This is a genomic window from Arthrobacter sp. D3-18 (genome assembly GCF_054408525.1).
This window is the reverse complement of record NZ_CP096440.1, coordinates 4,122,490-4,145,741: the sequence shown is the minus strand read 5'-3', so window position 1 is coordinate 4,145,741 and position 23,252 is coordinate 4,122,490. Positions and strand designations below refer to the sequence as shown.

Below are 23,252 nucleotides of genomic sequence, written 5' to 3'. Positions count from 1 at the left end.
CACTGGGTGCAATTCAACCTAAAATCGTACTTAAACCCGCTCAGCCACATCCCGAAAGGAAAAGCTGTGAAAATCATTGCCGCTGAAGTCTTTGTGACCAGCCCGTCCCGCAACTTCGTCACCTTGCGCATCACCACGGAGGACGGTGTGACGGGCATTGGTGATGCGACCCTTAATGGCCGTGAACTCGCCGTCGCCGCGTACCTGAAGGAGCACGTTGCGCAGTTGCTCATCGGCAAGGACCCTCACCGGATCGAGGACACCTGGCAGTTCCTGTACCGCAGCTCCTACTGGCGCCGCGGCCCGGTCACCATGGCCGCCATTGCCGCCGTCGATATGGCGTTGTGGGACATCAAGGGCAAGGTTGCCGGGTTGCCGGTGTACCAGCTGCTGGGTGGTGCTTCCCGCAACGGGCTGCGCGCTTATGGCCACGCCTCGGGTGCTGACATTCCGTCGCTGTTCGATTCCGTGCGGGAGCACTTGGAACTGGGCTACAAGTCCATCCGCATCCAGACCGCCGTCCCCGGCATCAAGGCCGTCTATGGTGTTGCTGCGCAGGCCCAGGCCTCGGGTGAACGGTATGACTACGAGCCTGCCGGCCGCGGTAACTTCCCTCTTGAGGAGGACTGGGATACCCGCGCCTACCTGCGTCACTTGCCCACCGTTTTTGAGGCCGTGCGCAACGAGTTCGGCCCGGAAATCCCGCTGCTCCACGATGGTCACCACCGCATGACACCCATCCAGGCCGCCAAGCTCGGGAAGGCCTTGGAACCATACGACCTCTTCTGGCTGGAGGACTGCACGCCGGCCGAGAACCAGGAAGGGCTGCGTCTGGTCCGCCAGCACACCACCACTCCGCTGGCCATCGGTGAAATCTTCAACACCGTGTATGACTTCCAGACCCTCATCAAGGAACAGCTGATCGACTACGTCCGTGCAGCCTCCACCCACTTCGGCGGCATTTCCCCGTTGAAGAAGGTCATGGACTTCGCAGCCCAGTACCAGATCAAGTCCGGCTTCCACGGCCCCACGGACATCTCCCCGGTGGGCTTCGCCGCCCAGCTGCACGTCGGCCTGGCCATCCACAACTACGGCATCCAGGAATACATGCAGCACTCGGACAAGACCAACGAGGTCTTCCAGCAGTCCATGACGTTCAAGGACGGCTACCTGCACCCGGGCGACAACCCCGGCATCGGTGTCGAATTCAATGAAGAAGCCGCCGCAGCGTTCCCGTACCAGCAGGCCTACCTGCCCTACAACCGCCTCGTGGACGGCACGGTTCATGACTGGTAAATCAGCCATGACTGGTGAACCGCAACCGCAGCATCACATTGTGATCATGGGCGTAGCTGGCTGCGGCAAAAGCACCATTGGTGCTGCCCTCGCCGAGCGTCTCGGCGCTGAATTTCTCGACGGCGATTCGCTGCACCCCCAGGCGAACATCGACAAGATGGCCTCCGGTACTCCGCTGAACGACGACGACCGCGCACCTTGGCTGGCCGAAATCGGCAGGCGATTCCCGGCGTCGAACTCTGCCCTTGTCATCGCCTGCAGCGCGCTCAAGCGCAGCTACCGGGACATTATCCGCAGCGCCGATCCGTCGGTGGTGTTCGTGCACCTCCACGGCACCCGCGAGCTGTTGAACGCACGCATGACTGCCCGGCCCGGTCACTTCATGCCCCCCTCGCTGCTGGAGTCGCAGCTGACCACGCTGGAGCCATTGCAGGACGACGAAGCCGGCATCGTGGTGGACATCGCCAAATCAGTGGAGGACATTCTGAATGACGTGAATTCAGCCCTCAACGGGCTGGCGGTGCCGGCTGGGCCGTTCCTGGTGGACCTTAAAGCAGCGCCCTTCAATCTGGATGACGCAGCTGTGGAATGGGTGGAGAGCACCATCGGGTCCATGACGCTGGAAGAGAAGATCGGCCAGCTGTTCATCAACCACAACAACGATTACTCCCCGGAGTACCTCGATGGCGTGCTGGAGAACTTCCACGTAGGTGGCATGCGCTATCGGCCAGGACCGTCCAAGGCCGTGCAGGAACACATCCGCTACGCGCAGTCCAAAACGCGGGTCCCCTTGCTTATTGCGTCCAACCCCGAGATGGGCGGCGCAGGTAGTTGCGACGACGGCACGTTCGTCTCCACCCATCTCCAGGCTGGTTCTCATCCTGACAAGAGCATCGCCCGGCAGATGGGCCAAGTGGCCGGCGTTGAAACTGCAGCGTTGGGCTGCAACTGGGCCTTCGCGCCGATCGTGGACATCCACTACAACTGGCGGAACACGGTCATCTCCACAAGAGCCTTCGGTAATACCCCTGAAATTGTGGTGGAACGCGCGAAAGAGTACTTCGACGGCATCAGTGAATCACCCACTGTTTGCGCCATGAAGCACTTCCCCGGCGATGGTATTGATGAGCGCGACCAGCACGTGGTCACCTCCTACAACACCCTTGGCTATGAGGAGTGGAATAGCACCTACGGGCACGTGTACCGCGAAATGATTGGCCATGGCGTGCAGTCCATCATGGTGGGCCATATTGGCGCTCCAGAGGTGTCCCGACATTTCCGACCCGGCTTGTCGGATGCTGACATCCTTCCCGCCACCCTGGCACCTGAGCTCCTGCAGGATCTGTTGCGGGGCGAAATCGGCTTCAACGGACTGGTCCTGACGGACGCGTCCCTGATGGTTGGTCTGACCCAGGCGATGAAGCGCAAGGACCTTGTGCCTGCCACCATCGCGGCCGGTTGCGACATGTTCCTGTTTTTCCGAAACCCGGACGAGGACTTCGGCTACATGCTGGACGGCTACAAGTCCGGCGTGATCACCGAGGGGCGTTTGCAGGATGCCCTTCGGCGGATTCTCGGCCTTAAAGCGAGCCTGGGCTTGCACCTTGCTTCGCGGGAATCCTTGGTTCCGGCGGGCGATGCCTTGGCGGTCATCGGAAGTGAGGCGCACCGTGCCATTGCCGCTGCTGTCGCTGACAAGACAGTCACCCTGGTGAAGGATACTGCCCATAATCTGCCGATCACGCCGGAAACCCATAAGCGTATCCGCCTCTACGGGATTTCGGGCGGAGCCGACTTCACGCGGGCCGATCCACTGGCATACCTGGACGTTGTTCGGGAAGAACTGGAAGCTGCTGGCTTCGACGTGGAGGTCTTCAAAACAGCTGAGCAGCGCGAAGCAGCAGGGGAGTCCGGCATGAACTTCATGCGGGTCCTTTCCGAGGAGGCCACCGGAGACTTTTCCGAGAGGTACGATGCCGCGTTCGTTTTTGCCAATGTGAAGGGTTTTGCCCAGGAGGCGGCCATCCGCATTAAGTGGTCCTCACCGATGGCAGCCGAAATTCCCTGGTACGCCACGGAAGTTCCGACGCTTTTTGTCTCACTGAACCAGCCGAACCACTTGATTGATGTGCCCATGGTCAAGACCGCCATCCACGCACACGCAGCAACGCGTGAGGCCATCCGCGCAACCATCAAAAAGATCCAGGGCAAGTCCGAGTTCCGGGGGACGTTCAACCAGAACGTCTTCTGCGATTCGTTCGACACCCGCCTCTGATTCCCTGTTCCCAGCAGGGAAGAGTTCCTCCCCGCCATCACGGAGGAGCGAGCGAAGCCCGGTACTGCCCACAACGCAGTGCCGGGCTTTCCTTCTACCTTCCACGGATGAGCCAGCCAATTGTGAACGCTAACAACGTTTCAAGTCAAGAGCTTCAGTAGCGGTCGAAGTCTGCAATCATTTCGTGATCCACGGCACTTGACCGACGGTGTTGTTAGCGTTCACAATGGCATTCGCACCACCTTTCGTGGCATGTGGCACCCAGCTGGCCGCAGATCACAAAACGCTTCACCGCCGGACGCGCAGATGCTCCGGCTGCATCAGAGTTCGCGGCAATGCTGCCGCGGAAGGAGAGCATCGTGAGATTGAAGAAACTCCTGGGCGCCGTAGCGGTTGTCCTAACCTTGACTGTTGGAGCCACAGGCTGCGGCAGTCGCGGGGGCTCTGCCGAGTCCACCAGCAGTGCAAATCCCAGCGATTCACTGGTTGGCATTTCGATGCCGACCCAGACATCCGAGCGTTGGATCGCTGACGGCGCCAACGTTGAGAAGTCCCTGAAGGACCTTGGCTACAAAACGGACCTCCAGTTCGCCAACGATGACATTCCCACGCAGGTTTCCCAGATTGAGAACATGCTGACCAAGGGTGCCAAGGCGCTCATCATCGCAGCCATCGATGGCACCACCCTGACGGACGTCCTGGCCAAGGCCAAGGAACAGAACGTCAAGGTCATCGCCTACGACCGCCTCATCAACGGCACGCCGAACGTCGACTACTACACCACGTTCGACAACTACACGGTGGGTGTCCAGCAGGCCACTTCCTTGCTGACCGGCCTGGGCCTGGTGGACGCGAGCGGCAACAAGGTTGAGGGCAAGGGCCCGTTCAACGTTGAACTGTTCGCGGGCAGCCCGGACGATAACAACGCCAACTTCTTCTGGACCGGCGCCATGGACACCCTTAAGCCGTACCTGGATGCAGGCACCCTGAAGGTTCCCAGCGGCCAGACCAAGTTCGAGCAGGCAGCCATCCTGCGCTGGCAGGCACCCGTAGCCCAGAAGCGCATGGAAGACATCCTCACCTCGGCCTACAGCTCCGGAACCAAGCTCGACGGCGTGCTGTCCCCTTATGACGGACTGTCCATCGGCATCATTTCCGCGCTGAGCAGCACCGGCGGTTACTCCACCGGCAGCCTGCCCGTTGTCACCGGTCAGGATGCAGAGAAGGGCTCCGTGAAGTCCATTGTCGCCGGCGAGCAGTACTCCACGATCTTCAAGGACACCCGTCAGCTCGGCTCGCAAGCCGTGAAGATGGTTGACGCTGTCCTCAAGGGAACCGAACCGGAAACCAACGACACCAAGACCTACAACAACAAGGTCAAGGTTGTTCCGGCCTTCCTCCTGAAGTCCGTCATCATCACCAAGGACAACTACAAGAAGGAACTGATCGACTCCGGCTATTACACGGAAGCCGACGTCAAGTAATCACGTCCCCGGTCTGTGGCCCCGAACCCCTGTGTTGCAGTGCGCAGTGTGACGGGGCCACAGCCTCCTTCAGAGCCTCCGAGTCCTCGGCCTGGCCCAGTTTCAACCAGTCAGCGGGAATTGACGATGAACGTACCCATTCTTCAAATGCGAGGAATCACCAAGACCTTCCCCGGGGTAAAAGCCCTGCAGGACGTCACCCTGGACGTTAACCGCGGTGAGGTTCACGCCATCTGTGGCGAGAACGGAGCAGGGAAGTCCACCCTCATGAAGGTGTTGTCCGGCGTCTACGCACACAACACTTTCGACGGCGACATCCTCTTCGAGAACGAACCCTGCGAGTTTTCGAGCATCACGGACAGCGAGAAGCGCGGCATCGTGATCATCCACCAGGAACTGGCCCTGAGCCCGTACCTGTCAATCGCCGAGAACATCTACCTCGGCAACGAGCTTGCCAATAACGGCTGGGTGGACTGGCGGAAGACCAACCTGGAAGCCGCCAAGCTGCTGGCACGCGTAGGCCTCAGCGAAAACCCGATCACCCCCATCCAACACATCAGTGTTGGCAAGCAGCAACTGGTGGAGATCGCCAAGGCGCTGTCCAAAGAGGTGAAACTCCTCATCCTGGATGAGCCCACTGCGGCGCTGAACGATGAAGACTCGGACCACTTGCTGGACCTCATCCTGCACCTCAAGGGCCAGGGCGTCACCAGCATCATCATCAGCCACAAACTCAACGAGATCCGCAAAGTGGCCGACGCCGTCACCATCATCCGTGATGGGAAATCCATTGAGACCCTGCGCCTGGACCAAGGCCAGATCACCCAGGAACGCATCATCCGGGGCATGGTTGGACGCGACCTGGAAAGCCTCTATCCGGACCGGACCCCCAACATCGGCGAGGAAGTCCTCCGTATTGAAGACTGGACAGTCCAGCACCCGCAGGATCATTCCCGGACCGTGGTGAATAACGCCAGTTTGAACGTGCGCAAGGGCGAAGTGGTAGGCCTTGCCGGGCTTATGGGTGCTGGCCGGACCGAGCTGGCCATGAGCGTGTTCGGCCGGACCTACGGGCGGGCGGTATCGGGCAAGGTCTACAAGTACGGCCAGGAAATCGACACCTCCACGGTCTCGGACGCAATCGACCACGGGATTGCGTACGCCACCGAGGACCGCAAGCACTACGGCCTGAACTTGATTGAAGACATCAAACGGAACATCTCCATGGCAGCACTGAACAAGCTGGCCAAACGAGGCTGGGTGGACGGCAACAAGGAGACCACCGTTGCCAACCACTACCGGAAGAGCATGAACATCAAGGCTCCTTCTGTTGCTGCCATCACCGGCAAGCTCTCAGGTGGAAACCAGCAAAAGGTGGTGCTGAGCAAATGGATGTTTTCGGACCCCGACGTCCTGATCCTGGACGAACCAACCCGAGGGATCGACGTCGGCGCCAAGTTTGAGATCTACACGATCATTGCGGAGCTCGCAGCGGCGGGGAAAGCCGTCATTGTGATCTCCTCTGAGCTTCCGGAGCTCCTGGGCATCTGCGACAGGATCTACACCCTGTCCGCGGGCCACATCACCGGCGAAGTCCCCATCGCCGAAGCCACCCAGGAAACCCTCATGCATTTCATGACTCAAGAGAAGGAATAGCGAACATGTCCGCCCTACGAGAATCCCTTGGCTTCCTCACAAGCCGCCTTCGCCAGGTTGGCATCTTCGTCGCCCTGATCCTGATCGTCATCCTCTTCCAGGTCCTGACCGACGGCATCCTGCTTCAGCCGCAGAACGTCACCAACCTGGTGGTCCAGAACAGCTACATCCTGATCCTCGCCATAGGTATGGTGATGGTCATCATCGCCGGGCACATCGACCTCTCCGTTGGCTCCATTGCCGGCTTCATCGGCGCTGTGGCAGGTGTAATGATCGTCCATTGGGGCTGGGCATGGTGGCTCGCCATCCCGGCCTGCCTCCTGGTGGGCGCGCTGGTGGGGGCATGGCAAGGCTACTGGATTGCCTACGTGGGCATCCCCGCCTTCATCGTCACCCTTGCGGGAATGTTGATCTTCCGTGGCCTGACTCTCATTACCCTTAAGAACCAGCAGATCACCCCGTTCCCGAACGAGTTGCGCGCCCTTGGTGGCGGCTTCCTTCCAGACATTTCCGGCGGCACGTCCGTCCTGGAATGGTTGACGGTCATCCTCGGTGTCGGCGGTACGGCTGCCATTCTTTTCCAGGCCATCAAGGAACGCCGGGTGCGCCGCAAGTTCAACCTGGAGAATGAACCGATGGCATGGTTTGCCGTCAAAAACGGGTTCATCGCAGTGCTGATGCTCATCATCACCTTCCTCCTGGCCAGCTACCGTGGCACCCCGATTGTCCTGATCGTCCTGGCTGTCCTGGTGATCGTCTACTCGGCCCTGATGAACAACAGCATCTTCGGCCGGCACACGTACGCGATCGGTGGCAACCTCCACGCAGCCGAGCTTTCGGGCATCAAGACCAAAAAGGTCACCTTCCGACTCTTCGTCAACATGGGTGTCCTCGCTGCCCTGGCCGGACTGGTCTTCACGGCTCGCCTGAACTCGGCACAACCCGCAGGCGGTACCGGCTTCGAACTAGACTCCATAGCTGCCGCCTTCATCGGTGGCGCTGCAGTCCAGGGCGGCATCGGAACAGTAGCCGGGGCCATGATCGGTGGCCTGATCATGGGCGTCCTCAACAACGGCATGTCCATCCTTGGCCTGGGAACGGATTACCAGCAGCTCATCAAGGGCTTGGTGCTGCTGCTCGCCGTCGGCTTCGACATCTTCAACAAGAACCGCACCGGTTCCGGTGGAGGTTCCTCCATGGGCCGTCGCTTCAAGTGGAAGACCACGCCTCCGGCAACCGAAACGACCACCCCCGCCAAGTCTGAGCCCGTCGTCGTCGACGCGAAATAGTCGCTGATGTCCAGAGGGGGAGTGTCGCGGCCCCGGGCAACGCCCGGGGCCGCGACGGGCACAGCTGCGAGGCCTGACGAAAAGGCGAGGCCTGACGAAAAGGCGAGGCCTCCCGTCATGGGTGACGTGGCAAAAATGGCAGGAGTCTCGCACCAGACCGTTTCCCGCGTACTGAACAAGCATCCGAACGTCAGCGGCAAGACCAAGGAGCGCGTGGAATCAGCCATTGCGCAGCTTGGGTACCGCCGCAACACCGCCGCCCGCAGCCTGGTCACCCGGCGGTCCCGGACCATCGGCGTGCTTGCCTGCGAGACAGGTCAGTTCGGACCCGCGAACACCCTCCTGGGAGTCGAACAAGCGGGGCGTGAAGCAGGCTACTTCGTTAGCATCGCGAATCTCCGGGAAGTGACCGACCACAGCGTCAACGATGCCATCGCGCACTTCCGGAACCAGTCCGTGGACGGGATCGTCATCCTGGTTCCGCACCCCGATGTCCTCGCGGTCCTGCGCGATGTTTCCTTTCCTGTGCCCATCGTGGCTGTCGGGGCGGGCACGGGCAACCAGCTGACGGGCGCATCACTGAACCAGCGGCTCGGAGCGCGCCTCGCTGTTGACCACCTGATCGGTTTGGGGCATCGGCGTATCGCCCACATCTCCGGCCCGCCGCACTGGATCGACGCCGCGGAGCGCATCAAGGGATGGCAGGAATCGCTGGCAAATGCTGGTTTGGGCGCGGACATCCTGCTCCAAGGTGGCTGGGATGCAGCATCGGGATACCGCGCCGGCCTGGACCTCATCCAAGAACGCGCCGTGACGGCCGTGTTCGTCGCGAATGACCAAATGGCAGTGGGCGTACTCCGCGCCGTCCAGGAAGCCGGGCTCCGCGTGCCGGGTGACATCAGCGTGGTGGGCTATGACGACCAACCCGAAGCCGAATTCTTCATGCCACCCCTGACCACCATCAAGCAGGACTTCGAGGAACTCGGCCGCCGTTGCATGGAAGCGGTGCTGCAGCAATTGGATGGCGACGGCGGAATCGGCGATCAGATCGTCAATCCCCGCCTGGTGATCCGTGCCACCACGGCGGCCCCACTAAACTAGGAGCCATGACTTCCACGCCTGATACTGCTGCTGCCCGCGCCCGCCTCCTTGAACTCATCAAAGAACTCGCGGTGGTCCGCGGCAAGGTGATCCTCTCCAGCGGTAAGGAAGCGGACTACTACATCGATCTCCGCCGCATCACCTTGCACCACGAGGCCTCCAAGCTGGTGGGTCAGGTCATGTTGGCAATGATCGACGACGCCGGCGTGTCAGTTGAGTGCGCCGGCGGACTCACTATGGGTGCCGACCCCGTAGGTACCGCTGTAATGCACGCTGCTGCCGACGCCGGCCGAGCCGTGGACGCCTTCGTTGTCCGCAAGGCCCAGAAGTCCTACGGCATGGGCCGCCAGGTGGAAGGTCCCTCTGTTGAGGGCCGCAACGTTGTGGTCCTCGAGGACACGTCCACCACGGGCGGGTCCGCACTGACCGCCGTCGAAGGTGTCCGTAAGGCGGGCGGCAACGTTGTGGCAGTGGCCGTGATCGTGGACCGCAACACCGGCGCCAAAGAGAAGATTGAAGCCGAAACCGGCGTGCCGTACCTCTTCGCCTTCGGCAAGGATGAACTGGGCCTCAACTAGGAACTACGGGGCTGTAAGGCAGCGCCTGCGAAGCCTATGCTTGCTGCGTGGACGTTCAAGTAGGGAAGCTCACGGCGCCGCCGGAGGTGAACGAAAACCTCCCCACGCCGGTGACTCCGGTACCGGAGCAGGCCGAGGATCCGGGCTCATGGGCCCGGATCCTGCCCTACGCTGCCCGGCTGAAGAAGACGTCCCGCCGTAATTTCCTCATCACCGCTGGAGCCTCAGGAGCGCTCGCCGCGGACATGCTTTTCACCCGGCGCGTACAGGCCGAGCGGCGGGCCACCAAGATCCTCCGTGTCCCGGATCCGTACTCGGACCTGTACTTCCCCAAGGCCAGCTGGATCCTCTTTCCCGGCTATAAAACCAGTTGGGAAGAAGCCCAGTGGATCCTCAACTCGCTGCGTCCTGCCCTGCACCAGCGGGGCCGCCTTGCCGCCGTCGGGTATTCAAACCTGGGCCTGGACGTGGACGAAATAGTCCGCGAAATCATCCTGCACGTCCGTGAACTGGAACTGGAGAAGCTGTACTTTTACGGCCACAGCTTCGGCGGAATGCTCGCCACCCAGGTCGCCGCACGCCTGCTGGAGTTGCACGGCGTCGAGACGCAATTGATCGTCTTGGATTCGAGTCCGTTCAGCCGCGCCGACGTCCTGGACCAGAGCTGGTTCGACGGCGTGGTGTTCCTCTACGAGAACGGCTTCCGCATCCCCTCGGTCCTGCGCGGCGGCTACGAGCTGGGGGAGCGGGTGGCGCATAAGGATGAGCGCACCTGGCGGCAGATTCTGGACCAAACCTTGGAGCAGCTCTCGCCAATTGCCCCTTCCAGTGTGCTGATACAGACGGAGTCGGCGTATATCTACCACTTTGACGGCCTCCGCCTGGCGGGGAAAATCGGTGGCGCCAAGATGGCTTTCATAGGCAACGCCAAGGACGCCACCGTGGATTATGAGTCGGCGCGTGCGGGGTGGAGCAAAGTCTTCGGGGCCAACATGGCGATGCCCACGCTCAGCACGGAAGGCGCGCGGCCCGCCCACGCCAGCCCGCAATGGAACGGCAGCATCTACCGCCCGCTGCTGGAACGTGTCCAGGATGAGCTCCAGCCGCTCCCGCCCCAGCCCGAAGAGCCGTCGTACCAGGAGCCGAACGGCAGGGTGATCCGCCCGGCCTAGATGAACTTTCGTACAAGTGAGCTCTGTACTCGAGTACAGGGTGGTTATCTCCGATCCTCCGTAGCGTCGTTCTTGACAGGAAATAAGAACGAATTTCGAGGAGCGAAGTATGAATGGCCTACAGCTCACGGGCATCAGCCGCAGCTTCGGTGACCGCAGGGTCCTCCACGATGTGGACCTCACAGTCCATCGCGGGGAGATCGTGGGATTCATCGGCGGCAACGGTGCAGGTAAGACCACCACCATGCGCGTGATCCTTGGTCTGCTGACCCCGGACCACGGCGAAGTCACGTGGGAAGCCTTGCCCATCACGGCCAAGGACCGGAGGCGCATCGGGTACATGCCCGAGGAACGAGGCCTCTACCCCCAGATGCCGGTGAGGGACCAGATCATTCACTTCGCCTTGCTGGAAGGGCACCACGCCGCCGCCGCAGGTAAGGTCGCGGACGAACTCATCGCCTCCCTCGGCCTCCAAGGCCGTGAGCAGGCTTTGGTCCAGGACCTCTCCTTGGGAAATCAGCAGCGCGTCCAGCTGGCCGTCGCCTTGGTGGGGGACCCGGCACTGCTGGTGCTGGACGAGCCATTCTCGGGGTTGGATCCCATCGCCGTCGAAACCATGTCCCGGCTCATTCGGGAGCAAGCGGACCGGGGCGTCGGGGTTCTCTTTTCCTCACACCAACTTGAGCTCGTAGAGCGCCTGTGCGACAAAGTATGCATTCTCGATCGTGGTCGTGTGACGGCGAGCGGCAGTGTCGTAGAGCTGCAAGACGACGGTAAAAGCCGCTGGCGGCTTGGCTTCTCCCGAACGGCAGATTCGTTCGCCGCTGAAGTCTCGATGGCCCGGGGCGTCAACGTGGAGTTTTCCGCCGCCGACCGCACCACGGTCCTTGTCTCGGTGAACGGCTCAGGGCGGGATGTGCCCGGCGAAATCCTTGCAGCAGCGCAACGGCACGGCGGGCTGAAGAGCATTGCGTCCGCACAGAGGTCATTGGCTGACCTGCTTGCCGGCAAGTTCATTTCGTCCGGTCCAGGTATCAACCCGGGGGCGGAGCGCTCCCTCGACAAAGTTGGAGTATCGCAATGAGCGCAACAACATTTGATCGCACGAACCGCAGCACCGCTCCTTCTTCCGGCAGCGGACTACGCGAGACGCGCCTGATCATACGGCGCGAGGTCCTTACCAGGTTGGGGAACCGGACAATACTCACTGCAACAGGACTTCTTGCCCTTTTCGCCGGCGCCGCTGCCGGGATTGGCGGATGGTTCCTGGTGGACTCACTGGGCGGGGCTGGAGCAATGAGCTTTGACCCTCGCGCCATCTTCGCCACCGCCATGATCAGCGCATTGCTTGCATCCCTGGTCTACTCGGCGTCGAGCCTGACCTCCGGGGTTGTGGAGGAGAAGTCGTCAAGGATCGTGGAGATCCTGCTTACCAAGATCGGCATCGTCCCGTTGTTGGCCGGAAAGATGATCGGCATTGGGCTGGTCACCCTCGTCCAACTGCTGGCGATCGGTGGCACCGCCGTGGTGGGGTTCAGCGTTGTGGGAGGCTGGTCCCTCATCAACGTCGCTGTGGGACCGAGCCTGCTGTGGTTCCTTCTCTGGTTCCTCTTGGGCTACGTGATATTCGCAGCGTTGAACACAACTCTCGCTTCGACGGTTTCCCGGCAAGAGGACCTGGCGACTGCCGTCATGCCGCTGTCCGTCCTGCAAATGGTGCTCTTGGTGGTCTCCCTCTACGTCCTGCCCATGAACATGGGGAACCCGTGGCTGGAAGGACTGTCCTTCGTGCCGCTGTTCTCCTCCTACCTCATGCCGATGCGCTTCGCGTTGGAAGACGTATCCACGTGGGAGATGGTGCTGGCCGCCGGCATATCGCTGGCAGCGATTCCCGCGCTGTTCTGGTTGGCCACCGTAATTTACCGGAACAACGCATTGCGCACCGGCTCACGGGTTTCCCTGCAACAGTCCCTCACCTCCGACGAGATGGCCTAGCCCCAACTCGACACTTAGTCCACGGGCCCGGCTCATCGGGCTCCAGATAGGAAAAACCATGTCTGACAACAAGCGCAACCAGTCACTGGCCACCAAGAAGCTCATCCGCAACATCGCCCTTCTGCTGGTCGGCATCCTGGCCGCCTATGCGGTAACCACCCTGCTGCTCTGATGGAGACCCTCATGATGACCGCCACAGCTCCGCACCCGCAGTCCACCACTCCGGCCGCACGCCACGCAGCCGGCTTGGCGACCACTGTCCTTGCAGGCCACGGCCGAGAAGCAGTGGCAGACATCGCCCCGGCCGCTTTCGCAGGCCGCAACGGCACGTGGAACATGAGGCTGCGGAGCGGGGAAAAGGTCTTCGTCAAGCAGATCTCAGCGCAGGCTTCCGGCCCGATGTCTTTCGGCCGGTCGGTTGCCTTCGCCGCATTTGCCGAGCAGTCCCCGGAATGTGCGCCGGCAACACCTCAGCTCATCGGCAGCGACGCTAAGAATGGCCTCCTGGTTTTTGAACACTGCCCCGGAACCAGCCTGGCGCAGTTGCTGGTGGAGGAGTCCATGCCGGACACCTTTCCGGAGGAAGCGGGCGCATTGCTCGCCCGGCTCCACTCCGGCCCTACCTTTGGGTTGGAGCGCTCGGCACCTCCAAGCCCACCCGTGGAAATGCTCGCGGTTGGCGTTCCGCACATTCGCTACCTTGAGTTCACAGTGGCGGAGATGGCCCTCTGGGCAGAACTGCAGAATGACCGGGAGCTGGTTGCCGCTGCGGACCGGCTGAGGGCAACGGAACGGAAGCACCAAGAACGCCCCATCCACGGCGACTTGCGCCTTGATCAGTTCCATCTCCACAACGGGAGCCTGTGTGTTCTTGATTGGGAGGAGTTTGGACTCGGCGATCCTGCCCGGGACCTTGGAATGCTTGCAGGTGAGTGGATCTACAGGGCGGTCCTGGACACGGTGACTACCCGCGGAGGAGCCTCCGCACCCCCAGCCCGGTTTGACGACGAAAGCGCGTCGGCACGCATCGCCGAGCGGATGGCAGCCATTGTTCCGTCGATCCGCCGGATGTGGACCTCCTACGCGGATCATGCGGACTACGAAGATCCGGATCTGCCGGTTCGCGCTACTGCCCACTTGGGATGGCATCTGGTGGACCGAACCATCACCAGGGCGCCCATGGTGTCCCGGCTACCCGGCATCGAACGGGCAGCTGCGGGTGTTGGGCGGGAGGCACTGCTTTCGCCCGGCAACTACGCCAGCGCACTCGGTTTCGAAAGGACACCCCGATGACCGTCACACTCAACGCTCCAACACCGGCTTTATTCGGACAGCTGTTGCGGTCCCTTGAACACAGGGTTTCCGTTGACGCCCATCGGCTCACCGCCAGAATAGACTCCACCACACTTCGTGCCACCAGCCACACCGAGTTGCGCTCGCAGTTGGCCGGAGCGATCTACACACACCTCCATGTCGGGCACCCAGGCATCGAGACCGTGCCAGGAACCGGCCACCAGGACCTTGCTGGGGCACTTATTGAGGCCATCCCGCACCGCACGGTTATCCAGTCGGCGTCGGCCCGTCCGGCGTCGGCCCGTCCGGCGTCGGTCCAGCCGGCGTCGGTCCAGCCGGCATCGGCGAGGACACAGGTAGAGACGTCCGTCCAAGGAGTTCCGCACCAGGTGGTGGAGCTCTCCGGAGTGAAGGTCCTCTTTCCCGAGGAGGCCCTGGTACACAACCCTCTGGACGAAGTCGTAGGGGTACGTGTTCCCAGTTGGCGAAGCCGCGCCACCCCCGGATTCCTTCTTGCGCTCGGGGCCCACGGGCCAGTGAACCCTGCGGCCGCTTCAAGGCTGTACATATCCTGTGCGACTGCATCTGAAGCGCTCGAAGTGTGGCCGAAAGTTCTTGGCACCCTTGCGGCCAGCGGGCTTAGCCATCAGGCAAAGACCCTCTCGTCATCACTGGCCTTCCCACGCAGTGACGCGATGGTCATTTACGTGTCAGCCATCGATTCAGACGCCGCGGCTTCCCTCGTTCGTCCTGTCCTTAGGTCCTTGTCTGGGCGGGAAACACCCCTGTCCGTGTTCACCCATGGCGTCGGAGACCGCCTGGCACTTGCCATGGAACCGAGGGATCCTCGTCCGGCGTACCGGGGACTCAGCTTCGGGCAGCACCGCTCAAGGGTACTGGCGGACGCACTCCTCCGTGCGTCTGTGGACAAAACCGACCTCGAACCCGCTTGGTTTGAAGAAGCGCAAACGGCCCGCATCAACCCTCACCGGCCTGGATACAACACCGGCCAGTGACGACTCCGGGCAGTGGACTACCGCCGCCCGGGCACCCAAAGACCTCCCATGAGGAACCCAGAAATGAAAACCCTTCCCACTCAGATGGGAAGCAAACCAAACAGGAGACACCATGTCCAACGCAATCGTTAACTTCCACCAGGCCGACCTGACCGATCTTGCACGCGCCCACAGCACCTTCGCGGCTGCTGACGAGCTCGGCGGCGACGCTGCCACCGAAGCTCCCGCAACCTCGCCGCTGTGCATCGGCATCATCGTTGGCGCCACACTCGGTGCCGGCTGCTAACCCGCCCCGGGCGGCATCCCAACCAAACGGCATTACAACCACAAGCAACATTCATTAGCACCCCGGACGCACCCACCACGTGGTGCCATCAAAAGGAGACACCATCATGACGAACACCATCACTGACATCCCGCAGGCCGACCTCACCGACTTGGCCCGGGCGCACAGCACCTTTACGGCTGCTGACGAGCTCGGCGGCGACGCAGCCACCGACGCGCCGGCCACCACGCCGTTCTGTGCAGGGGTGATCATCGGCGCAACCCTGACCATGGGCTGCTAGGCAGGCCTGACCACGGGGAAGGCGCCAGCGAGGTGGTGGAAACATCATCACGCTGGCGCCTCCTGACCCATTTCCGTCCGCCCCACCCTCCTGAATGCTGAGACCTGCCATGACCACCACTGACAGCAGTCCCCGTCCGATCTGGGCGGACCTCACCCTCGAAGCCTTCGGATACTCCAAGGTTGCCCTGATTCTCACAGGCTCGGCAGTCACTCAAGTAATGCCCTTCTGGATTGAATGGGCGGTTTCCGCAGCACCGGAAACAGAGTTCAAGGTGATCATGCGGGATTCCGCCCAGCGCTTCATCACCCGCCACAGCATTGAGTCCCGGCTTAAAGCACGTGTACAAGCCGACAGCTGGGGGGAAGAACTCATTGCTGCGCACATTGATTTGGCAGAGTGGGCGGACCTCATCCTGGTCTATCCTGCAACTCTGGACTACTCATCGCGCCTGGCTCATGGCATCGCTGATTCGCCCTCGTTGCTGGCAGCAATGACCACGGAGGCCCAGGTCTGCATTGCTCCGGCTCTGCCGCCCCGAGCCATGGCAAACCCAATCGTTGCCGAGACCCTCAGGAAACTGCGCACGCCGGAGAATTTCCTCGTCATTGAACCCGTCCCGGGCCCCAGCGAGTCCAGCGACGTCGCCATGGCTTGGGTGCCGCCGTCGTTCCCCGCCGTGATGCGACGCTTGGAAGAGCAGCGGCTGTTTCGTGCGGGGATGACCAAAGAAGCGGCTACCGCGTGAACGCCGCAATGGATTCCCGGCAGAAGTCCGCCATCCGCTCCACCCGGACGGACTTGTTGTCCACGGGTGTCTACGAGGTCGGAGGTGCCTATGAATGGGTGCACAGCCTTGGAGTTGGAGCCCCGAGTCCCTTCTCTTCCCTGCCGATCAGCATTGGCTCTGCCCCCGATAATGACCTCTTGGTAATAGGTGTCGGTGGTGACCGCCACCGTTCTTACTCGACGCCGGCAGGGTCCACAGTCTTCGACCTCATCACGGCAGGAGAGCCCGAAAACCTCAGGGCGGCAGGGCGGGTATGGGGAACTGCCCTGAGCAGCCTCCATGAAAGTGCGTCCCTCATCGGCGACTCTCCTGAAAGCACTCCACGCACCGTCCAGCGTTCGGAGGCCTGGCTGGGAGGGACATGGGAGCCGGCGCGCGAAGTCCTGGGCGAAAGTGGCCTGCTGGAGATCCGTCGATGGATCCAGTGCATACTCTCCGGTCCTGACCAAGTGGTGGTTCACGGGTATCCCGGAATGGCTCACTGGGTGGTGACTCCCGATGGCGCCGCCGGCTCGCTGCTTACCGGTGAGGACCTAGGGCTTGCCCACCCCAGCTATGACATCGCCTGGGTGCTCGGAGAGATGGCGGAACTGCATGCCTTCCACCCTGCGCTCCGGCCAGCCCTCGACGAAATACGCAACGGTTTCCTGGAGACATGCGGAACAGCTCCCGGACCGAGGGAAATTGGCCCGGCACTGGCGTTCAGGATCGCCCAGCATGCCTACGACTGGCACCACTACGCCGGTGCAGGCGAAGCCCAGGCGAAAGCGCTGCTTCGCCTCGCTGGCTCGTACTTGGAAACCACCAAGGAGGTGCGATGATTACCCCTTCCGCTCACGGCACTCTGAACGGCCGAGCTGTGTACGGCATGCGATTGGACGCCGGTACAAGGCTTATGGCCATCCACGATCCTTCCGCCCGCATCCTTTCCATGAGTCTCGGAGTGCCTGCCGGAATGCGCCATGAAATGCCGGGAGAAGAAGGCATGCTTCACCTCCTGGAACACATGGTCTACCAGGACAGCGCAAACATCACCGCGTCCGAACGGCAGGTTTCCGTTCACAAAGCCGGGGGAGTCCTCGGCGGTAACACGCACATGGACTATTCCGAGTTCTACGAGGCCGGTCCCATGGGACACCTCGAACAGATCTCCCATCGCCTGGTTAAGCAGGTGTTCCATCCCGCGTTGACGCAACAACAGATAATTGAGCAAATAGATGCCGTTGCGATAGAGCGGGCGCAGCGTCTGGCTCAAGCTCCGGGGGGAGTCTTGCCCTGGCCGCACCTGACTGCACGCTATTGGGCGGACCACCCCAACAGTCACGACGGTACTGGCGATAGTGACCTCGCAAACAGGGTTACACGTGAAAAGCTAACAGCGTTGCATCGCCGCCTTTACCGTCCTTCGGCGGCTGTGTTGACGGCCGTGACATCGGAAGATCCTTTGAAGACGCTCCAGTTGCTGGCCGCGCCGTTCTTTGGAATTTCAGAGGAAGGGCCCTTCGTGCCCGTGCTGCAGGACTCCGTCCGCAGGGGTGGTTCGACGTCCACGATCTTCTCCAGTGCAGCCAAATCCACACGTGTACTTTCCGCCACTGCGGCAGCGTGTGGGCGCTCCGCATGCCCCGATCTTCTCGGCGACCTTGTGGCAGCTGAGCTGCTATCCCAGCAGGATGGCCTCGACGCCAGCGGTGGCTTGTTCGGGCCAGGGGACCTGACCCGGGACGACCTGTTTGTCTTGGTGGACGACACCGGGCAGGCCATTGATCCTCCCGAGAGATTCCGGGCGTTGGCTATCGCTGATGATGCAGCAATCATGCTTGCGGCCCGTCGTGCACTGCTCCGGATGGAAAGGTTCACTCACGATGACCAGCGGCTAGCCCGGACTGTCACACGTGACGTGCTTCTGAGGGGGACACCGACGTTCGCCGCTGAGCTGACGGAGGCCCTCGCCGAAATATCCGACGACGCCGGGCGGCTCAGGCACTTAGTCACCACTGCGGCACGGCGTCTCACCGATCAGGACTCCGTGACACTGACCGTCCAGCCCTCCGAGGAGATTCTCCAATGATCACCACTCGCCGATACTTTGGCCAGGTTGACCGGCGTTCCCGCTTCACCACCGTGTCGATGGGCTGGCGGACTGCTTCCGACGGCGTCCCGCGCCTCCGTGATGCCATCTCCCGGGCCGGGGAACATGGCGGACCAGCCAACCAGCCGGTTGCCTTGACATGGACGCCCGGTGACGGCGCCGTGATCATGACGGCGACCCTGCCGGAGGTTGCTGCACGGAGCTGGATCGAGAATGTCATCAACGCCGAGCACTTGGGGGTAAGGGAATTTGGTGATCCCGTCCTTGCTGTTGTGGGTTCTGCCGGCGTCCTGGAAGAACTTGAAGGCAGCCTGCGGACAATGGAGAAAGAAGGGCCTCCTACTCCGCAGCTAGCCATCCGGAGCACCATGAAGCAGACCACGGCACAGGGATTCGAGCAGACATTCATCATCGGTCAGGACCCGGCCGCGGACGTTGGATTCGCCGCAGCTTTCCTGGCCATGTGCCTGATCGCCGGAGGACCGGGAACCCTGCTGCCCGACGCCATTCAAAAGTCCGGGTACCAAGCAATCCTTCAAGCCAGCCGCGGGCTGCAGGACTCCACGCCGACGGTGACGTGGCAAGTCATCGCGTCCCGGCCCGACGGTTCGGCTGTTCTGGAAACGGCGCTTTCAACAGTGGCTGGATTCAGTGTTGCAGAGCACGCGGAAGCGGTGGAACAGGCCAGGGAATTTGCCCGCACAAATCTGAATCGCGCGTGGCAGTCCCCGCTTGAACTGGCCCGTTCCCTTGCCCATTACGAGGTGATGGGCTGGAGTGGCGAGCTCGTCCGCAATCCGGATGCCGCCGTCGACCATGTGGCCCCGGCTGCCATCGAGCACGCCGTGGAAGGCCTGGTCCGCCCCATCAAGGAGATTCTGGGACGCAGCTAGCTTGTCCGGGTCGTCACGGGTCTTGCCCTGTCCGCGAACTGGGGCTAAGGTCCACGAGCCCTCCTTCGACAGCAGCCACAAGGATCTGCACCCGATCCCTTACTCCGAGCTTCTCCATGACGTTCACGAACCGTGCTTTGATGGTGGACTCTGTTACGAAGAGCTCTGCAGCCATCTCGCGATTGCTCATTCCCCGTCCGAGCAACTGGATCACCTCCAGCTCCTTCTTGGTCAGCGCGTCCACGAGCTTCGGGTCCGGAATGACTTCAGCGGGGACGGACTCCGCCAGCCCTGTCACAACATGCCGTGTCACTTTGGAGGATAGTACGGACTCGCCGGCCATCACGGTGTGGATGGCGGCAGTGATCTCCTTGGGCAGCGTGTCCTTGACGAGGTATCCCGATGCTCCGGCACGCAGTAGGTCTACCACGTAGCGATCAGTGGAAAAGGTACTCAACCCCAGTATGGCGATTTCCGGGAAGTCGGCATGGATTTGGGCCGTTGCAGCCACCCCGTCCATCACCGGCATCTGCATATCCATCAAGATCACATCCGGGCGAAGCGAGGCTGCCTGGACCACTGCCACACGCCCATCCGATGCCTCACCTACAACCTCTATGGACGGGTCCGACGAGAGATAATCACGCAGGATCTCCCGCGCCAACAGCTCATCATCCACCAACAACACTCGCGTCATACTGATCCCCCAATGTCAGTCACGAAGCCAATACTCCCATAAATGAGATCACGAATTCGCAGAGGCCAGCCCGTCCAGAGGGATGGACACGGCGGTGGTCCAGCGCCCGTCTGTGAGTCCCACGTCCATGAATCCTCCGAACACTTCACAGCGGGCACTCATTGCCTCAAGCCCGGTCCGGGAAGACATGATCGGCTCCGCGGTGGAGACCATGTTCCCTGATGCCAGTTGCACGCGATCGGCACTTACAGACAAGCGCAGATCCACTACCCCGGACGGGTCGGCGTGTTTGAGCACGTTGGTCCCCATTTCCCGTACCGTCCGGCGAAGCGCCTGGCGCAGGCTGGCCGGAATCCGGGCTACTTCGCCTTCGACGACGAGGCTCACCTGGAAGCCCGCGCGATCCAAGGCTTCGACCACTCCGTCGAGATCGTGGACCAGGCCGACTGCGGTAGTAGTTTCACCGGACATCGCTGGGGCATCCAGGAAATCAGCGTCCTGCCCTTCGCGGTCCGGTATCTGTGCACCGCCTCCCGGTTCGTCCCTTTCCTCTTCCTTGAGGAGGGTCACCAGGCTGCGCAGATCCTGCAGCGTCTGCTGCGCTGCATTTCCAATGCCCTCCAGAATTTGGGACGTCTTCGCCTGGTCGTTCACGAACTCAGCCCGCCGCGCTTGCATGGCAATGATGGTCACGTCATGGGCCACGATGTCGTGAAGCTCATGGGCCAGGCGGGTCCGTTCCTCACTGCGGACTTGCGCCTGTTGCTCCTGCAAATCACGGATGTGGTGTGTGCTTTGCTCGTACCGATGCCGGTAGACGTTGACGCTGCGCCATGCCGCGGCCGCAAGGAAGACCACCAGGGCCAGCAGCACTGCAGGCTGGTCGGCCATCTCCGGCGTTGATATGTACAGTCCCAGCAAGACGCTAGGCACGAACAGCGAGAAATTGATGGCCAGCTTCCACGGAAGAAGGAAGGAACAGAAAGCCACCACCACCATCGTGGGGAAGATCATCGCCACCACGAGGGGAGCGTCTCCGCCCAGGATCGTGATGACAGTGAGGGAGAGACACCAAACAACAGCTGCCTGCATGGCTCCGAGCAATAGCGCGAGAAGCGGCAAATACGGGACTACCAGCTCCAACCATCCCTGAAATGACGAAAGATCGTGTTGCTGCCAGCGGACTCCCAACCCCAGAAAAAGCAGGGTGGCCAGAACGATCGCCGAGCGAACAACCCACCCTCCGGGCAGGGGTTTGACGTCCACGAGCCAGTTCGTCCTACTCATCCACCCAAGTATTACAGAGCCAGCGATTCAACCTCGACGGCGGTGAGGCCCGCCTCGAGCAGAAAGCTCCGCACGTCGCCGAACTCCTGCGCGAAGCCGGCCAGGAAATGCCGCATTGCAGCTTCGGGGCTTTGCAGGATCATGAGGTCAGGGCTGAAATACTCTGCCGGTGTTGAGGGAACGCTGAGGCGCCAGGTTTCTGCCATGACTTCCAGGACGTCCGGCAGGTTGGCTGTGGTGGCCCCATAATCCGCCACCACCTGGTCCTCGGTCCCTCCTGCTGCCAGGAGTCCGATTGCGGACACCACACCTGTTCGGTCCTTGCCCAGCGAACAGTGAACCAGCGTGCGTTTGCCGCGGGCGACTGGTCGCAGGGCATCACCCACCCACTCGGGCCGCAGCCGGATCCAGCCCAGATACAGATTCCCGAGGTCCTCTGCCGTTTCCACGGCCTGGAGCGACCCGGCAATAGCGTTCGGGTCCAGCGGGTTATGGATAAGTTCGACGGCGGGCGGGACGACAGCGGCAGTCCCGCCGTCGCCGTCGTTGTCATCTTGAACCAGCCACGGAACCAACGAGCGTTCAAGCTCGCTCCGCAGGTCCACGATTGCCTGGATGCCGTGCTCAGCCAGGAAACCCGACGTTGCAGCGGCATCCAAACCGAACGGCTGGCTTCCCCTGAGTATCCGGCCACCGGCCAAGGGACGCAGATTGAGCACAGCCATGGTTTTGTCCTCTTTAGATCTGGCTCTTGAGGTCTGCCACTGAGTTCAGGATCTGGTTGGGCCGGAACGGGAAGGAGACGATTTCTTCGCGCTGCGTGATGCCGCTGAGTACCAGGACCGTGTGCAGGCCCGCTTCCATGCCGGCCACGATGTCCGTGTCCATGCGGTCGCCAATCATCGCCGTGGTCTCGGAATGGGCGTCGATCTGGTTCATGGCGGAGCGGAACATCATGGGGTTTGGCTTGCCCACAATGTAGGGCTCGCGGCCCGTGGCCTTGGTGATCATGGCCGCGATGGCACCGGTTGCCGGCATGGGCCCGTCCTTCGAAGGGCCAGTGGCGTCCGGGTTGGTGGCGATGAAGCGGGCACCGGCCAGGATGTGGCGGACGGCCATGGTGATCGCTTCGAAAGAGTAGGTGCGGGTTTCGCCGAGCACAACGAAGTCGGGGTCGGTGTCCGTGAGGATGAACCCGGCCTCGTGCAGGGCCGTTGTGAGTCCTGCTTCGCCGATGGTGTAGGCACGGTTGCCCGAATCCGAGGACTGGACCTGGTCCTTGAGGAACTGGGCGGTGGCCAGCGCGGACGTCCAGATGTTCTCTTCCGGGACTTCCAGGCCGGACGCGCGCAGGCGGGCTGCGAGGTCGCGGGGAGTGAAGATGGAGTTGTTGGTCAGGACCAGGAAGCGCTTGGACGTGTCTACCCAGCGCTGGATGAGCTCAGCCGCACCGGGGATTGCCTGGTTTTCGTGAACCAGTACGCCGTCCATGTCCGTGAGCCAGCATTCGATTTCGTGGCCGTTCCGGTAAACCGATGTGGACGTGGTTTCTTCTGCCATATTTGCCTCCGGCTGGGGTTGTACATGCACTGCCACCCAGTCTTTCATCAATCGGGCGGCTGGACATCCTGCGATCCCGCTTATGTGGGTAGTTCTGCCCATACAGATGACCGCTTTGACTTGCGTTGGGCACGTCTTGCTCGATTACGCTTGTTGCGGCGCTGGGCTTGTTGGCGCTGGCGTGCCACCACCGTGGGTCGGGGGATCGACAT

The 23,252-nt window shown here is 61.8% G+C and carries 22 protein-coding genes; 18 read left to right on the top strand and 4 right to left on the bottom strand.

Annotation, left to right across the window (positions count from 1 at the left end):
• Positions 1–66 precede the first annotated feature (66 nt).
• From manD to M1D89_RS21310, 18 genes are all read left to right on the top strand, one after another.
• On the top strand, positions 67–1,296 hold the full coding sequence (gene manD / locus M1D89_RS21395) for a D-mannonate dehydratase ManD (protein WP_089593517.1): 1,230 nt from the start codon (positions 67–69) through the stop codon (positions 1,294–1,296).
• Positions 1,286–3,571 (top strand): gluconokinase, GntK/IdnK-type, encoded by a 2,286-nt coding sequence (locus M1D89_RS21390; protein WP_498646769.1) that lies wholly within the window; start codon positions 1,286–1,288, stop codon positions 3,569–3,571. Before manD ends, M1D89_RS21390 begins: the two co-directional genes overlap by 11 nt.
• Positions 3,572–3,930: 359 nt before the next feature.
• On the top strand, positions 3,931–5,055 hold the full coding sequence (chvE, locus tag M1D89_RS21385) for a multiple monosaccharide ABC transporter substrate-binding protein (RefSeq protein WP_498646767.1): 1,125 nt from the start codon (positions 3,931–3,933) through the stop codon (positions 5,053–5,055).
• A gap of 126 nt (positions 5,056–5,181) precedes the next feature.
• Complete coding sequence (gene mmsA / locus M1D89_RS21380) at positions 5,182–6,711, top strand: multiple monosaccharide ABC transporter ATP-binding protein (protein WP_498646765.1); 1,530 nt, start codon at positions 5,182–5,184, stop codon at positions 6,709–6,711.
• A gap of 5 nt (positions 6,712–6,716) precedes the next feature.
• Positions 6,717–8,000, top strand: a complete 1,284-nt coding sequence (gene mmsB, locus M1D89_RS21375; protein ID WP_091465030.1) for a multiple monosaccharide ABC transporter permease — start codon at positions 6,717–6,719, stop codon at positions 7,998–8,000.
• Between the two features lie 117 nt (positions 8,001–8,117).
• Positions 8,118–9,101, top strand: a complete 984-nt coding sequence (locus M1D89_RS21370; protein WP_498646764.1) for a LacI family DNA-binding transcriptional regulator — start codon at positions 8,118–8,120, stop codon at positions 9,099–9,101.
• Between the two features lie 5 nt (positions 9,102–9,106).
• Positions 9,107–9,679, top strand: a complete 573-nt coding sequence (gene pyrE, locus M1D89_RS21365; RefSeq protein ID WP_091465032.1) for an orotate phosphoribosyltransferase — start codon at positions 9,107–9,109, stop codon at positions 9,677–9,679.
• Positions 9,680–9,726: 47 nt separating this feature from the next.
• Positions 9,727–10,851, top strand: coding sequence for a thioesterase domain-containing protein (locus M1D89_RS21360; protein ID WP_498646763.1), 1,125 nt, complete (start codon positions 9,727–9,729; stop codon positions 10,849–10,851).
• A gap of 109 nt (positions 10,852–10,960) precedes the next feature.
• Positions 10,961–11,935, top strand: coding sequence for an ABC transporter ATP-binding protein (locus M1D89_RS21355; protein ID WP_498646761.1), 975 nt, complete (start codon positions 10,961–10,963; stop codon positions 11,933–11,935).
• On the top strand, positions 11,932–12,846 hold the full coding sequence (locus M1D89_RS21350) for an ABC transporter permease (RefSeq protein WP_498646760.1): 915 nt from the start codon (positions 11,932–11,934) through the stop codon (positions 12,844–12,846). Before M1D89_RS21355 ends, M1D89_RS21350 begins: the two co-directional genes overlap by 4 nt.
• A 183-nt stretch (positions 12,847–13,029) precedes the next feature.
• A complete protein-coding gene (gene lxmK, locus M1D89_RS21345; protein ID WP_498646758.1) occupies positions 13,030–14,139 on the top strand; it encodes a class V lanthionine synthetase subunit LxmK in 1,110 nt (369 codons plus the stop codon).
• A complete protein-coding gene (locus M1D89_RS21340; RefSeq protein ID WP_498646756.1) occupies positions 14,136–15,155 on the top strand; it encodes a T3SS effector HopA1 family protein in 1,020 nt (339 codons plus the stop codon). The genes lxmK and M1D89_RS21340 overlap by 4 nt, the downstream gene beginning before the upstream one ends.
• A 112-nt stretch (positions 15,156–15,267) precedes the next feature.
• A complete protein-coding gene (locus M1D89_RS21335) occupies positions 15,268–15,441 on the top strand; it encodes a hypothetical protein (protein ID WP_166660211.1) in 174 nt (57 codons plus the stop codon).
• A 106-nt stretch (positions 15,442–15,547) separates the two neighbouring features.
• Entirely contained in the window at positions 15,548–15,721 is a 174-nt protein-coding gene (locus M1D89_RS21330) for a hypothetical protein (protein ID WP_498646753.1), read from the top strand.
• A gap of 109 nt (positions 15,722–15,830) precedes the next feature.
• Positions 15,831–16,469, top strand: a complete 639-nt coding sequence (locus M1D89_RS21325) for a flavoprotein (protein ID WP_498646752.1) — start codon at positions 15,831–15,833, stop codon at positions 16,467–16,469.
• The gene (locus tag M1D89_RS21320) at positions 16,466–17,332 is read left to right on the top strand and encodes a hypothetical protein (RefSeq protein WP_498646750.1); all 867 of its coding nucleotides are present in this window, start codon (positions 16,466–16,468) and stop codon (positions 17,330–17,332) included. The genes M1D89_RS21325 and M1D89_RS21320 overlap by 4 nt, the downstream gene beginning before the upstream one ends.
• Positions 17,329–18,582, top strand: coding sequence for a M16 family metallopeptidase (locus M1D89_RS21315; protein WP_498646749.1), 1,254 nt, complete (start codon positions 17,329–17,331; stop codon positions 18,580–18,582). Before M1D89_RS21320 ends, M1D89_RS21315 begins: the two co-directional genes overlap by 4 nt.
• Positions 18,579–19,496 (top strand): hypothetical protein, encoded by a 918-nt coding sequence (locus M1D89_RS21310; RefSeq protein ID WP_498646746.1) that lies wholly within the window; start codon positions 18,579–18,581, stop codon positions 19,494–19,496. Before M1D89_RS21315 ends, M1D89_RS21310 begins: the two co-directional genes overlap by 4 nt.
• Before the next feature lie 13 nt (positions 19,497–19,509).
• Here the strand turns inward: M1D89_RS21310 and M1D89_RS21305 are convergent, their stop codons facing one another.
• From M1D89_RS21305 to M1D89_RS21290, 4 genes are read right to left on the bottom strand one after another with little or no spacing between them, the layout of a single operon-like run.
• Complete coding sequence (locus M1D89_RS21305) at positions 19,510–20,193, bottom strand: response regulator (RefSeq protein ID WP_498646743.1); 684 nt, start codon at positions 20,191–20,193, stop codon at positions 19,510–19,512.
• 48 nt (positions 20,194–20,241) lie between these two features.
• Positions 20,242–21,480 (bottom strand): sensor histidine kinase, encoded by a 1,239-nt coding sequence (locus M1D89_RS21300; protein WP_498646741.1) that lies wholly within the window; start codon positions 21,478–21,480, stop codon positions 20,242–20,244.
• Positions 21,481–21,491: 11 nt separating this feature from the next.
• On the bottom strand, positions 21,492–22,205 hold the full coding sequence (locus M1D89_RS21295) for a tyrosine-protein phosphatase (protein WP_498646739.1): 714 nt from the start codon (positions 22,203–22,205) through the stop codon (positions 21,492–21,494).
• Positions 22,206–22,218: 13 nt separating this feature from the next.
• Positions 22,219–23,040 (bottom strand): HAD-IIA family hydrolase, encoded by an 822-nt coding sequence (locus M1D89_RS21290; RefSeq protein WP_035761154.1) that lies wholly within the window; start codon positions 23,038–23,040, stop codon positions 22,219–22,221.
• Positions 23,041–23,252: the final 212 nt, after the last annotated feature.